Annotated in this window: 8 protein-coding genes; 5 read left to right on the top strand and 3 right to left on the bottom strand. The window is 64.6% G+C overall.

The window, feature by feature from the left end; translation table 11 throughout:
• The first annotated feature begins 5 nt into the window (after positions 1-5).
• The 5 genes from ACYVKA_RS05765 to ACYVKA_RS05745 all read left to right on the top strand — a co-directional run bounded on the left by ACYVKA_RS05765 (position 6) and on the right by ACYVKA_RS05745 (position 9,045).
• A complete protein-coding gene (locus ACYVKA_RS05765; protein ID WP_460703758.1) occupies positions 6-1,202 on the top strand; it encodes a DUF6361 family protein in 1,197 nt (398 codons plus the stop codon).
• Complete coding sequence (locus ACYVKA_RS05760) at positions 1,202-3,019, top strand: hypothetical protein (RefSeq protein ID WP_460703756.1); 1,818 nt, start codon at positions 1,202-1,204, stop codon at positions 3,017-3,019. Before ACYVKA_RS05765 ends, ACYVKA_RS05760 begins: the two co-directional genes overlap by 1 nt.
• Entirely contained in the window at positions 3,016-6,282 is a 3,267-nt protein-coding gene (locus tag ACYVKA_RS05755; RefSeq protein WP_460703754.1) for a P-loop NTPase family protein, read from the top strand. The genes ACYVKA_RS05760 and ACYVKA_RS05755 overlap by 4 nt, the downstream gene beginning before the upstream one ends.
• 152 nt (positions 6,283-6,434) lie before the next feature.
• Positions 6,435-7,463, top strand: coding sequence for a hypothetical protein (locus ACYVKA_RS05750; protein ID WP_460703752.1), 1,029 nt, complete (start codon positions 6,435-6,437; stop codon positions 7,461-7,463).
• Positions 7,464-7,656: 193 nt separating this feature from the next.
• Positions 7,657-9,045: an ATP-binding protein gene (locus ACYVKA_RS05745; protein WP_460703750.1), complete on the top strand. Its 1,389-nt coding sequence runs from the start codon at positions 7,657-7,659 to the stop codon at positions 9,043-9,045.
• Between the two features lie 138 nt (positions 9,046-9,183).
• On the opposite strand, the gene ACYVKA_RS05740 is transcribed toward ACYVKA_RS05745, so the two are convergent.
• From ACYVKA_RS05740 to ACYVKA_RS05730, 3 genes are all read right to left on the bottom strand, one after another.
• Complete coding sequence (locus ACYVKA_RS05740) at positions 9,184-9,501, bottom strand: hypothetical protein (protein ID WP_460703748.1); 318 nt, start codon at positions 9,499-9,501, stop codon at positions 9,184-9,186.
• Positions 9,502-9,622: 121 nt separating this feature from the next.
• Positions 9,623-11,068 carry an exodeoxyribonuclease VII large subunit gene (locus ACYVKA_RS05735; protein WP_460703746.1) on the bottom strand — a complete coding sequence of 482 codons (1,446 nt, stop codon included), beginning with the start codon at positions 11,066-11,068 and terminating at the stop codon, positions 9,623-9,625.
• Between the two features lie 109 nt (positions 11,069-11,177).
• The gene (locus ACYVKA_RS05730) at positions 11,178-14,069 is read right to left on the bottom strand and encodes a type I restriction endonuclease subunit R (protein ID WP_460703744.1); all 2,892 of its coding nucleotides are present in this window, start codon (positions 14,067-14,069) and stop codon (positions 11,178-11,180) included.
• Positions 14,070-14,248 lie beyond the last annotated feature (179 nt).

Here is a 14,248-nt window from a genome sequence, read left to right as displayed (position 1 = left end):
GAACAATGCCGTCATCGCTCGCATGGCTCGATACCTCAGCCCGAGAGATGAATCAGGCCCGGGAGATCATCAAGATCTTCGAAGGCAAGGAAGGTCGCGACGAACTCGGCCTGGGCACCATTCGGGACGCGCTCTCTAACCTCCTCTTCCCCGGAACCTCGGTGCTGCAAACCCGCGCCCGCTACTACGTGTTCATCCCGTGGATCTACCAGATTGCCGCGGAGAGGAGTCGCACCCCCAGAGACTTCGACGAGATCGTGAAGCGACTGGAGGGCGATTTGGTGGAGCAACTGCAGGCTGACGCAGCCGGCTTGGGCATCATCGGTGGACGAGCCGGGCGCGAGGTGCGGAACCGGGCTTCCGCTCTCTACTGGAATGGCATGCGCAGCTACGGCATCGTCCGTGCTGCACGCCCCCACGACATCATGAGGCCGTCGACTGTCGACGACTTGGCCACCGAGCTGGCGAACCGCAACAGGAGCACCTTGGCGGAACTACCGCCGCGGCCGAAGGGCTTTCCGCGATCGACGGCTGGAGGCTTCTCGATGAGCCAGGCCGAGGCGCAGTGGCTTAGAGAACGCATTGTCACGAACCACCGTGACACTCCACTGGCCGTCTTGCTTGATCCCGAGCATCTGGACGCACAGCGCATCCAGTCACTCATGAACTGCGGCAAGGCTTGGCTCCATCCCGACCTCGCGCCTGACGAGCGGGTGGAGCAGGCACGCAGGTTCAGCCGCACCATGATGGGGGCCGCCCTGCTCTACAACCTGATGCTTGGGGAAGCCTGCGCGGCGAATGGCTTCACGGAGAAAGGGGCGCTCACCGACGATCATCGCGAACGCCTGCACATCTGGCAGGAAGAGTTCGCCAAGGATGAGGGGCTCCGCACGTGGGAGCCCTCCCAGCTGTGGGCGATCCTGCCTTCGACGGCGATCATTCCGCTGGCTGCCAGACAGTTCGTCGAGTCCTGGGTGCAGGGTGCGCAGGTCGACATCGACGCCAAGCGTGAGATTGCCGACGATGGGGGTCTTCGCACTCTGATCACCGAGCGTGAGCGTCGCAAGGGCGCCCAGGCGCGCCTGGCGAATCCCCGCATGCTGGAGACGTGGTCGGGCGAGGCGGGCACAGGCGGCTACACCTTTCGATGGTCCAATGTGCGTGGCCTCGTCGTCGACATCATGCAGGGAGTGCTGGGCTGATGCTCGAACCGGACCAGCGCCAGGTGCTCTTGGCCGGTCTCCAGCCACCGCCGGGCCACCAGCTCGACGCCGCCGTGGCAACCACCTTCACGCTCTCGCTGCAGGCCGCTCTGATCCCTGCGCTGGCCTTCTCGACCCTCAGGCTCGACGATGAGACCCGCGACCCGGTCGTCCTGCTGGAGGGCATCAAGCGCATCAGCGATCGCGTCGATGTGTTCTGTCAGGCAGGCTGTATCGCGGTCCCTTCCCGACGTAATGACCTGTTCACCTTCTTGGAACCCATGATCCACCAGGTGGCACCCCCGCGCGGGGCGCTCTTCCATCCCAAGTTGTGGTTCCTGCGCTTCTCCACTCCCACGGGGGAGATGACTCACCGGTTGCTGGTCCTGACTCGAAACCTCACGGGCGACAACACGTGGGACATCATCGTCCGACTGGATTCCACCGGGCTCGCGGCAGATCCCATCGAAGGCAACTTTTCCTTGGCGGAACTCATTCGCAGCCTGCCGCAGCGAGCAACCGGGGAACTTCCGGCCGAGCGTCGTGACCGCATCAAGTCGCTGGCCCATGACGCAGCGCGGGTCGTGTGGGAACGGCCCACGTGGGCCGAGTCGCTCACCATCCACACCGACCTCTCATCCGTCGATCTGCACGGACGCCGGGTGCTGGCCATCTCGCCCTTCGTGGACGACGTCGGCATCACCAACCTGCGCGCCCGAGAGGGGGTGTTCCTGGTTTCCCGCCCCGGGCAGATGGACGCGCTGTCCGCTGACGCGCGCCGAGGCGTGGCGACCTTCGTCATCAATCCGGCGGCGGGCGATGACAGGATCGAGCCGGACGAGGCTGCACCACCCGACGCGCCATCCGCCAGCCTGGGCGGTCTGACCGCGGACCTTCACGCCAAGCTCTACGTGCTCGAACCGCTCGACGGTCGTTCCCGGACGGATCGCTTGCTCGTCGGGTCTGCCAATGCCACCAATCAGGCCTTCACCCGCAACACGGAACTTCTCCTTGAGTTCACCGGCCGACGCCACACCATCGGCATCGATGCCATCCTGGGGCACCACGTCGGTGCGAAGGGCGGCGCCCTCGAGAATTTCCTCGATCGCTACCACCCCGGTGAGGTCGAAGAACCCGACCTGGAGGACGAGGTCCGCCGCGAACTCGAGAACTGGCTTCGATCAGTGGCAGCCATCAGCCATCGAGTCGACGTCGCCCCCGCGGCCGGCAACGGGCATTCCATCACCATCAGCGCCGACCGTGCTTATCCGACAGCAGGCAACCGAACAGTCAGCGTGGGGCTACTGACTCTGCCGGGACGTGAACGGCGCGTCGCACCCGACGGGACAATGACCGTCGCGTTCGAAGGCGTGGAAACACCCGACATCACCGCCTATGTCACCGTCCGCGTGCTGGATCCCTCCGGCATCAGCGCGTCGACGGTTGTGGTGGCAACGCTGCAAGGTGCCCCAGACGACCGCTTCGACCAGGTGCTGGCCCGACAGATCGACACCAAGGACAAGTTCCTACGGCTACTGCACCTGCTGCTGGGCATGATTTCTGCCACCGATTTCGTCGCCGGGGACGAGTTGGCGGCCGACCCTGGAGGAAGTTGGGGTGCCAGTGGCGCGCGCGACACTGGAGGCGAGCTCGAACTCGTCCTGTCGGCACTGGCCACCGACCCGAGGAGCCTGCTGCCCATCGATGATCTGGTTCGGCGCCTGGCAGCCACCGACGATGGCCGAAGCGTGCTGCCGGATGGTTTCGAGGTCTTCTGGGACGAGGTCCGCACGGTGCTGCCGAAGGGTGTGAAGTGAAGCAGAACATCGCCGATTCGGTGTGCGCGCGGCTGACCCCCTTCCAGCGGCTCACGGTCGACCACATCATGCGGCGCTTCCACGGCCCGACGCCGAGCCGCCGGTTCTTGGTCGCTGACGAAACTGGTCTCGGCAAGAGCATTGTGGCGCGCGGCGTGGTCGCCCGGACGATCGACCAGCTGCAGCAGGACGACTCCGTCGACCGGATCGACATCGTCTACGTCTGCTCGAACCAGGACCTCGCCGCCCAGAACCTGCGTCGACTCAACGTGATGGGCAATGCGGTGCACCCGATGAACACCCGTCTCACGATGTTGGCGAGCCAGACGGGGGCGCTCAACGCCCGTCCGGAGGACGGCAGCAAGCCCGTGAATCTGGTCTCCTTCACTCCCGCAACGTCTTTCCAGAAGGGATGGTCGGGCGGCAGGGCTGAGGAGCGCGCGATGCTGCACGTGATCCTCGGGCTGGTGCTCGACAAGATGGGGCGGAACAGCGACGAGGTGGAGCGTGCCAGTGCCAAGTTCTTCCGCGGCGGTGTGCGCAGCATCGAGAACTTCCGCCGCGACTACCTCGCATGGCCTCAATGGCAGAGCCGCAACGGGCGTCTGGACCCCGACATCATTGCCTCCTTCGAGACCCAGCTGACCGCCGAGGCCGATGGTGGCGACACCCTGCTCCAGCGGACGCTCGACATGTTCTCTTCGGGAGCTCCCAAGCTCCCCACCGAGGATCACTGGCGCCACATCTGGAAGCTGACGGGGGAACTCCGCTCGGCCCTGGCACGGGCCGGCGTCAACACCCTCGAGCCCGACCTGGTGATCCTGGACGAGTTCCAGCGCTTTCGTGAACTTCTCGATCCCGAAACCGAGTCGGGCGAGCTGGCGCATGCGCTGTTCACACATCCGAATGCACGCACTCTGCTGCTGTCAGCGACCCCGTACAAGCCGTTCACCTTTGCGGAGGAGGGCGAGGATCACGAGCAGGACTTCATGGCCGTGCTGAGATTCCTTGCCGATGGTGGCGCTGGCTTGGACGTGGATGAGGTGCGCGAGGGGTTCGCAGCGATCCGTGAGGGTGCCCGGCGTGGGCAGGCGCCGCAGGTCGAGCTCGAGAGGCTCTCGAGCCAACTCCGGCAGGTGATGACCCGGTGGGAGCGCCCCACGCTCGATCGAGACACCATGCACCGCGAGGTGATCAGCCCGGCTGACCAGGTGCTGGCTGCAGATCTGAAGGCCTACATGGCCGCCAACGATGTGGCCCGAGCAATCGCACGGCCCAAGGACCACCGTCTCGTCAGTGCCGAGTACTGGAAGAGCGCGCCCTACTTCCTGAACTTCTGCGGCGGCTACAAGCTGGGGGAGCGGTTGACCCACCACGAGGGGAAGTTGCTCGACGCCTGGCCGGATGCGGCGCGGGCGCCGTTGAGGTCTGCGGCCCTGCTGTCGTCCGAACAGACCGCCGCGTTCCGGGCCATTGAGCCAGGAAATGCCCGCATGCGTGTGCTCTATGAGCAGACACTTGACCGGGGCTGGTGGAAGCTGCTGTGGCTGCCTGCGACCTTGCCCTACGTCGAGCCATCCCATGCCTATGCAGAACCCTGGGTCGCGGGCATGACCAAGCGGCTTGTCTTCTCGTCCTGGACGGCGACTCCCGCGGCAGTGGCGAGCATGCTCAGCTACGAGGCTGAGCGGCGCATGGCCGAGCCCGCCCATGGGCGGGAGGCTGCTTATGCCGAATACACGCCCGAGGGGCGCCGCAAGGTGTCCCGGGGGTTCGGGTACTCGGTCTCGGGGGACCGCCCCTCCAACATGACCACCCTGTTGATGATGTGGCCACTGACGCGACTGGCCACCTTGGGCGACGTCCGGGCCATGGCACGCGCCAACGGCGGCCGTCCAGTCACGAGCCGACAGGCCGTGAAAAAAGTAGCTGACCGGCTCAAGTGCATCTACGGGGGCAACGACGATGAGCGGCCCGCGGCCGAAGGGGTGGGTCGCGATGTCCTGTGGCGCACGGTCTTCAATGATCCCGCCAACTGGCTCGATGTCGATCTGGAACAGAGCTACGAGCGCGTACCGGACTCTGTCCGCCCGCTCGTCACTGCCATGACCCGGCAGGCGTCATCGGCACCTGGGGTCGATGAGGACACCGATGCGGATGGTGTCCTTGTGCAGGAGGGGCGGCTCACAGGTCTGGATCAACACGTGCTGCATGCCCTTGCCAGCCGTCGGCGCGGCCATGTCGAGCCTGACTTGCGGGACCGGCACACCTTGGCTCGTGTCGCGCTCTTCGCGCCGGGATGTGTCTCGCTGCGTGTCATCGGTCGTCTGGTCGACTGCTCGGACGATCTGGGCAATGTCAGCGAACCTGGCCGCCACCAGGCCGCGGCCGCGCTCGCCAACGGTGTCCGTTCACTCTTCCAGCGCCCCGAGGTGATCGCCCTGCTCAGCAAAGGTACGTACGAGAAGTATCCGACCTGGCAGGCAGCCCTGCACTACTGCGCCCACGGCAATCTCGAGGCCGTCCTGGACGAGTGGGCACATCAGGTCTGGTCGGACAGCGGACGGCCGCGATTCAACGACGAGACGCTCGTCGCATTTGCCCAGGAACTGGCGGGCTCCATCGGTCTCCGCTCGGCAACGTACACGGCCCTCGATCCGGGGGGACCACGCGAGACCCTGGCTTTCAATGGCGGCTTTGCTGCCCGGTACGGCGGGCGCGACCAGAAGGCTGAGGATGCCCGTCAGCCCCAGGTGCGTGCAGCCTTCAATTCGCCGTTCTGGCCTTTCGTCCTGGCGTCCACATCGGTGGGTCAGGAAGGGGTGGACTTCCACTGGTGGTGTCACGCCGTCTTCCACTGGAACACGCCGCCCAATCCGGTGGACTTCGAGCAGCGCGAGGGGCGGGTGGACCGCTATCACGGCCATGCGGTCCGCAAGAACATCGCACAGGCGCACAGCATGGAGATCTTGTCGAGTGATGCGGCGAACCCGTGGAGTCGGGCGTACGCCTGTGCTTCTGCACACACCGACGATTTCGGTTTCGCCCCCGACTGGGTCTACCCGGGAGACGCACGGATCGAACGCCATGTGGCACCGATCGCGTTCAGCACGGAGCAGTCGGCCTACCAGCGGGTGAAGCAGGACGTGGCCTTCTACCGCGTTGCCCTCGGGCAGCCCCGGCAAGAGGACATGATCGACATGATGCGGGAATCGTCGCTGTCACCCGAGGATTTGCGCATCAATTTGCGGCCCTTGGACTGACCTGTCCACGACGACAACCACGTGCCTGACCGACTGAAGCGCCCCTGAGACTGTCCTCCGGTTGCGCCCCGGCAGGTATCCCCTTCGGTACAAAGAGTGAAGCGAATCGGCCACCCATCCACGCAAGTCCTCCCCCGACACCAGGAGAAGCCATGACCACACCACCCCGGACCTATTCCGTGACCAAGGACGACGGCTCCCACTGGGCCATGCAGTACGGCCCAGGCGGTGTGAAGTGGTTTCCCCTGCCCGCGCCCCCGACGCCGCCCTCCGCCGCCCCGGTGCAGCCCGCAGCGTTCAGCTTCAATCCCTACGTGCAGGCGATCGCAGCAGTGACGGATTCTGCGACATCCATCTTCGAGACTTGGCAGCGGCACCAACAGATGGAGTGGGATCGCTCGAATGCCGAACTTGCCCGCCACCGTGAATGGCTGGAGGACATGCTCGGCCGTTGGGGGAAGGTCCACTCCTCGACTCCAGGCATCGACCTCAACGTCAGCGAATACGTCGGGCGCGAGGCCGACGCCATGATGCGATTCCTCGTGGAGAACAAGAAGGCAGCCCTTCCCCAGTCGATTCTCTACGAGCTGGACCAGGTTCAGGAATCACTGCGCGGATACCGCGCCCTGCTCGCAGACCAGTTCGATGCGCTGGCGGCAAGTACGGAGATCGCGCTCACCGATGTTGTCCACGAGGCGCTACCGCACCACTCGTTGAACCTCGACTTCCTGCATGAGCTGGCCGAGGATCCGGCCATCCGCTGGGCACGGTGCGTTCAGGCGAAGTCGACGGGCGATTTTGGACGTGACTTGAGTGCGGTCGTTCGTGACCCAGCTCGTCTGCACCGGCGATTGTTCGTGAGCAACGAGCTGGATTTGGCGCCGGTCGATGTGACGAGCCCCGGTCTCGTGCAGAAGTTCGTCCGGCTGGTGACTCCGGCCCTGCCGCGCCTGTTCGAGGGCGACTACAAGGCGGACGCCTGGGAGCGCCGTGACCAGTACCGGGAGTTGTCCCTCTTCGCGGCCGAAGTCACCCAGGCGCGCGCCCTCACCGCAGCTTGGCTGGCCACCGCAGATGTTGTGAGCGCAGTACACGGTCGACCGGTCGAGATCGAGACCGCTGAGCGCGGGATCCACCTGTCGCTGGGGCCTGCGCTTGACCGCGCTGCGATTGAAGCCTGAGGAAAAGCTCACGTGTGCGAGTGCTTCGCAACGGACGCCTTGCAGGCCTTCGCCGGGCCTTGGAGGATTGCGTAGTGGGCTGGGGGAGCCAGAGGCTCCAGCAGAACAGGTCAATCTTGCTGAGCTACTCTAACTCTAATAATATTAGAGTAGGTGAGAGTAGATGCAGCTCGATGTGACGAATCTTCAAGCGATGGATTCTGCGGAGCGGCAGTCCTTGCTGTTCAGCGTGCCCGAGGATCAGTGGGTCGAGCGCAAGTCCGTGCGCGTCACGGCCGAAGTCTTCGCCAAGTCCATCATCGGCATGGCCAATGCCGAGGGTGGGCTGGTGGTCGTCGGCATCAGTGAGGGCGTCATCGAGGACCTGGACGCGAACACCCGTCACGTCAACGAATTGCGCCGGGTGCCGCAGACCCACTGCGCCCCGCCACCGCGGGTACGGTTCACGGAACTACCTGTCATCGATGGGCAGACCGTCCTGCTGGCAGATGTCTCGCCCGGTCGGACCGTGCACGAGAGCACGTCGGGTCACTGCTACCTCCGCGTTGGCGACTCCACCATGAAGCTGACGGTCACCCAGCGCGAGGAGCTGCTCTACGACCGGGGCGCGGCGGAGTACGAGGCGCGCCCCATGCCCGGGATCTCGTCCAATGACCTGGACCCGGCCCTGCTTGACGGACTGCGACGAGCGATCGGCGCCCGGGGCAATGACGAGCGTGTGCTGGCCGCCCGCAGCCTGCTCGGCCTGCAGGGGGACGTGACGATCGCCGCCTACCTGCTGCTGGCGCTCCGTCCGCAGGAGCTCATGCCGCATGCGCACGTGCGCATCCTGCGCTACCTGTCGACAGAGGCGGGCACCGGCGGCCGGCAGAGCCTCGCCGAGGGCGGTGATCGACGCATCGAGGGGCCGATCCCCCATGTCATTGAGGAATCCGCGGCGCTGGTGGAGGAGTGGATGCCACGCCGCCGGGCCCTGCGCGAGGACGGCAAGTTCGGGCCGGTTGACCTGGTTCCCCGTGATGCCTGGTTGGAGGGCTTGGTGAATGCCGTTGTGCACCGGTCCTACAGCATGGCCGGCGACCACATCAGGGTCCACCTGTACCCGGACCGCATCGAGATCGAGAGCCCCGGGCGCTTTCCCGGGATCGTCGACCCGCAACGCCCGCTCGACATCGCCCGCTATGCCCGCAATCCGCGGATCGCCCGCGTCTGCAATGACCTGGGAATCACCCAAGAGAAGGGTGAGGGCATCATCCGCATCTTCGACGAGATGCGCATGCGAGGACTGGCCGACCCCATCTACCGGCAGACGTCCGGCAGTGTCCGGCTCACCCTGCTGAGCACGCCGCGGCTGGCTGCGGAGACAGAGGCGCGACTTCCCGGCGGCGCCCACAGCGTGCTGGAAGTGCTGCGCGCCGCCGGCCGCCCCTTGGGAACAGGAGAGATCTCGACGGGCATCGGACGCCAGCGGCCCGCGACGATCCGGGCGCTCAAGGCGCTGCAGGAAGTAGGTGAGGTGGTCTGGGAGGGGAAATCCGCCAAGGATCCCCGCGCCACGTGGAAGCTTCCGACGGGGGAGTGATGCTTCTGGAAGTAGAGCCGCGGATCTTCACGAATTGAGGTGCTGCGAGTGCAAGACACACTGAGAACCACCAGAAGCTGCAGAGTTCAGTCGCGGTGGCTGAACAGCCCATCTCCATGGCCACCGCGCCTGTTCTCGTCACCTGTTTGTCTGTTCAAAGAACAGATCTCCATACCTTTTGTTCAGGCTTTGCAAGATGTCCTGCAGCGCCTGACGCCGTCCATCAGCATCGAGTGCTTGGTGCTGCTCGAAGATCAAACTGTAGTCGGGGCGAACTGAACCGCTGTTGACCACCGCGTTCAGCAGTCGCTCGATCAGATCGTCAGGAGTGAGTGCAGGGCTGCCGATGTGACGCTCAAGGATCTTGAGCAGAGCGAGCACGGGTAGCAGGTCGTCGATGGGGATGTGGATGATGACGTCGATTCCATAGTTCGGATCCTTCAGGATGTCGTTCATGCCGTCTCTTCCGTCGTTGGTATCAGTGACGCTACGTGTGCGTTGGGCGGGCCGTCCATGAGGTGTGGTGTCGAGAGAGGAGGCGCTCTTGTTCTTGCCAGACCAATGGGTCGCAGATCGGTCATTGGGAGTGCGTATCCATGGAGATATCAGTCGCGTGGACAGCACGGTTGTAGCCGCAGACCGTCCGAACTGACCGGAATGCTGCTTCTTGATCAATTGGTTTGGACGAGGCGAATCGGGGGCGTTTACCCAGCCGTCGGGGTGCTAGAGCAAGGTGCAGACAGATGATCAAGGTGATGAGGCTGGTTCCCAGCACGGCTTGAGGGTGGCCCCGAACGAACTCAGGGGCAAAGGAATCAATGGCCAGCCAAGCCGTGGCAGTCAGCAGAGCCATGGTGAAACAGGCGAGATGATAGGTCCGGGCAATCCGGTGCCGGGCTTGTTCTGCCAATCCGTCCAGATGCCGTTGGGTGGTCCAACGGAGTTGTCGGCCAGCCTCGTCGTATGCATGCTGAGTCTGGCGTCGAGCGTCGCCAAGGTCCCGCAGCGCGCGGCGCAGTTCACTCGTCTTGTCCGCGAGTTCTCGGGACAAGGCGTTGTTCTCGCTGCTGAGATCAAGAAGCTGCCTCCTCAGAGAGTTGGCCTGTCGACGCTGGAACTCCTTGCTCTTGCGGTCAGCGGTTGTCCCGCCCAGTCCGTGGCAGAAGGGGCGCAGCACATAGCCAAGGTTCGCGGGCACACCGACGCTCCAGGTGACGGCACCACCCAGTAGTAGCTCATCGTCCTTGTGACCCGCAGCGAGAATGATCGGGACTCGCTGCGCACACTCCTTTGCGGCGCGCAGCAGGTCGGCATTCTCCAGTCTAGCGAGGTCGCCGATGTCGCCGCCGCCGCGCGCGATGATCACCATGGCTGTGTTGTCTGAGGAGACCGTGTTGAGGAGGGCAGCGAGCTTTTGCGGGGTGTCATGGCTGCCGAGACTGACATCCTGGGCAAGCAACCGGTCTGCGATCTTGCGATCCACCCCGTGCTCAGTGCGCACCGCGTCGCCAAAGGCCTTGAGTTCCCTGCTGCCCGCCCAGAGGATCCTCTTGTCGGCGTTGGCCGTCAGGTGGGCAGTCACCTCGGTTTCCGTCTGGGAGAGCTTCACTCGGGGGCGTTCACCAACCCGGATGCCGCTGAGTCGGCACTGCCGCGCTCGCCAGCGCTCGTAGGGGCCTCGGAGATTGGGCTTGAGCGCGAGCGTCGCGTTGTTGAGGTAGAGCTGGCCACGGTTGTCCACGCGAAGGGTGCCTGCCATCTCGGCTGCGCAATGGATTTGGTCTCCTGCCGCCACGTCAACCTTGTTCACCGACACCACATAGCCGCCCAATGAGGCAAAGCCGCTTGAGTCATCGCCCGCGATGCCGGGAAGGATCAGGCTGGTCCTTCCCGATGCATGCTTGAGTTTTCCACGGAACTCTCCGTGCAGGGTGACGCGCTGGCGTCGTCGCGCGCCATCGCCAAGGATGACCTGTCGCCACGCCGCCACGTCCTCGACGATGACTGCTTGATTGGAATCCACGTTGACCTCCCCATTGATCAGTGGGTGGGGCTTCCTTGCTCCCATGGAAAGCGTGGCATTGAGGTCTGACAAGAATGGTTCACCGTGCGGGCACGGGTGACAGAGGGGCTCAGACGGTGCTGCGGAACTCGTCGTAGGTGCTCATCAGGAAGTCGAGCACCAGCCGCTTGAACTCAGGGTTGGCGAAGTAGCGGTCGCGCAGCCCTTCGTTGCGGTTGCTCCGGTCCAGCATCATGTCGTCGGCGTTGTCCTCCAGCACGATCCGGTACTGGCTGCGGTCGTTGTTCTCGGCGACGACCCTCATGCCTTCATGGCGCATGATGTCGATCCGGGTCTGCTCGAACAGCAGCTTGTCGGAGTCGTCCAGGTCGGCACCGAACTTCTCGTTGATCACCTGGATCAGCGCCGACAGCTTGTCCATCTCGGGTTCCGTGCCCGGTCCGAGCCCTTCGCCGGGCAGGGCAGAGCCGGGGGTGTCGTCGCCGGCCAGGGCAATGGAGGTTTCTTCGGTCACGGCAAGGCGCAGATGGGTCAACTGGACCTGTTCGCTGATCTGCGGCAGGGGATCCCCGTCGGCGGCGGGAAGCTGGGTGAGCAGCAGCTTGCCGTAGAGGTACAGCTTTTCCAGCGACGGGTCGATGAACTGCATCACCTGAGCCAAGAAGCTGTAGACACGGCAGTAGCTCTTCAAGGTGCCGCGGAAGGCTTCGGCCGCATCATCATCCAGCGCAATCCAGCGCCCCACCGCGGGGTTGAGGTTGGCGTAGATCTGGTCCTGCCGGCTGGGGTCGTCGCTGAGCAGCGCCTCCACGCTGGCGTCCATCTCGGGGTCCGACAGCACCTGCGCCGCCCACAGCTCGTTGCTGAGGTTGTAGAGCACATTGGGGTCGGTGGGTGTGGCCAGGGACACCTCGTAGAAGGGCTCGAAGGCCTGCTGGATCTCCTCGGCGGTGTTGGCGAAGTCCAGGACGAAGGTGTCCTCCTTTCCGGGGGCCGTGCGATTCAACCGCGAGAGAGTCTGGACCGCCTTCACCCCGGAGAGCTTCTTGTCGACGTACATGGTGTGCAGCAGTGGCTCGTCGAAGCCGGTCTGGTACTTCTCGGCCACCACCAGCACCTGGTATTCGTCGCTGTGGAACTTCTTCGGCAGCTGGCCTTCGGGGAAGCCGTTGATCTCCGCCTCGGTCCGCTTCTTCTCGGGCAGGTCAGGGTCGGGGACCTCACCGGAGAAGGCCACCAGCGCGCGCAGCGGGTGGGCGCCCTTGTCGTAGCCCTTGCGTGCGATGTAGTGGTCGATCGCTTCCTTGGTCTTTACCGCGTGGAGGCGTGAGCGGATGACCACCATGGCCTTGGCGCGGCCGTTGATCCGGGCGGCGGTCTTCTGTCGGAAGTGTTCGACGATCACCTCGGCCTTGGCATCGAGGTTGTAGGGGTGCAGCGACGCGAACCGGGCCAGCGCCGCCTTGCCCTTGCGGGTGTCGAGGTCGGGGTCGAGAGCACCCTCACTGTTGGCCAGCCGGTAGTAGACGCCATAGGTGGTGTAGTTGCTCAGCACGTCCAGGATGAAGCCTTCGGCAATGGCCTGACGCATCGAATAGATGTGGAAGGGGCGCTTGAGCCCGTCTGGACCGTTTTCGCCGAACAGGTCGAGAGTCTTGGCCTTGGGGGTGGCCGTGAAGGCGAAGAAGGAGAGGTTCTTCTGCTTGCCGCGGTAGGCGGCGGATTCGACGATGATGTCGGCCGCATCGGCGGCTTCTTCGGCGGCATTCTCGGCTTCTTCGGCCGCGGCCAGCATTGCCTCTGGGCCTCCGAGGACTCGCTTGAGTTCCTTGACCGCCTCGCCGCTGGTGGAGGAGTGGGCCTCGTCGACGATGATGGCGAACTGGCGGCCTGCCACTTCCTTGGCCTCTCCGCGAGCGGCCTCCTCGGCGGCGGCCTTCACCACCACGGGGAACTTCTGCAGGGTGGTGATGATGATGCGGGCGGCGTTGCCTTCGAGGGCTTCCTTGAGCTGGGAGGAGTGCTTGTCGACGCGCACGATGGTGCCGGGGGTGTGGTCGAAGCCGGCCACCGTGTCCTGCAGCTGCTTGTCGAGCACCTTGCGGTCGGTGATCACGACCACCTTGTCGAAGATCGGACAGTCTGATGCGTCGTGCAGACGGCTGAGCTGGTGGGCGGACCAGGCAATGGTGTTTGACTTGCCCGAGCCTGCCGAGTGCTGCACCAGCCGGTCGACCCCGGCGCCGTCGCGGCGGGTGGCCTCCAGGATGGAGCGCACCGCATGCCACTGGTGGAAGCGGGGGAAGAGGATGGTGCCGTTGCTGGAGTGGACGAAGTTGCCCAGGATGTCGAGCCACGCATCGCGCTGCCACACCTGCTCCCACAGGTATGAGGTCTGGTAGCTGCCGGTTGACCCTTCCGACAGCGCCACCGGGGGATTGCCTGCCGTGCCCGGCTGGCCTGCGCCGGCACTGCCCTGGTCGAAGGGCAGGAAGCGAGTCTGCTCGCCCGCGAGCTTCGTGGTCATCGACACGTGGTGCGGATCGACGGCGAAGTGCACCAGGGTTCGGCCGGCGAAGATCAGGTCGGACGGGTTGCGATCGTTGCGGTACTGCTGGCGGGCATTCTCCACGTTCTGCCCCGTGAGGGTGTTCTTCAATTCGGCCGTGGCCACTGGGATGCCATTGACCACCAGGGTCATGTCCAGCGAGTCCATCGGATTCGCCTCCGAATGGTGCAGTTGGCGCACCACCGCCAGCCGATTGGCCTCGTAACGAGAGGTCTGCTCTGCGTTGAGTCCCGATGCTGGCTTGAAGTAGCACAGCCGCACATCAACACCGAGGTCCTTGACCGGGTCTCGCAGGACGGAGATCGTGCCGCGCTGGTCGAGTTCGGCAGCGACGCGGCTCAGGAACTTGATGCGTGCAGCCTCCTCACCACCGTGCCGGCGCACCAGATTGGCCCACGCCTTGGGCTGGGTGAGGCCGACGAAGGCAAACAACTCCTCGGGGAACAGCCCGAGCCTCTTGTCGTGGGTGCCAGGGTCGGCCTTTGCCCAGCCATGAGAGGTGAGATGGGCCTCGATGTTGCCCTCTAACCCGGAGATTTCATGGGGGTGTCTGGACGTGAAGGAGGGAAGTGCCCGCTGACCTGCGAAGATACCGATTGTCTAGGTCTGTA

It is taken from the genome of Luteococcus sediminum (assembly GCF_054783495.1).
The sequence above is the reverse complement of the archived record's forward strand: the minus strand, read 5'-3'. Positions and strand labels throughout refer to the sequence as shown.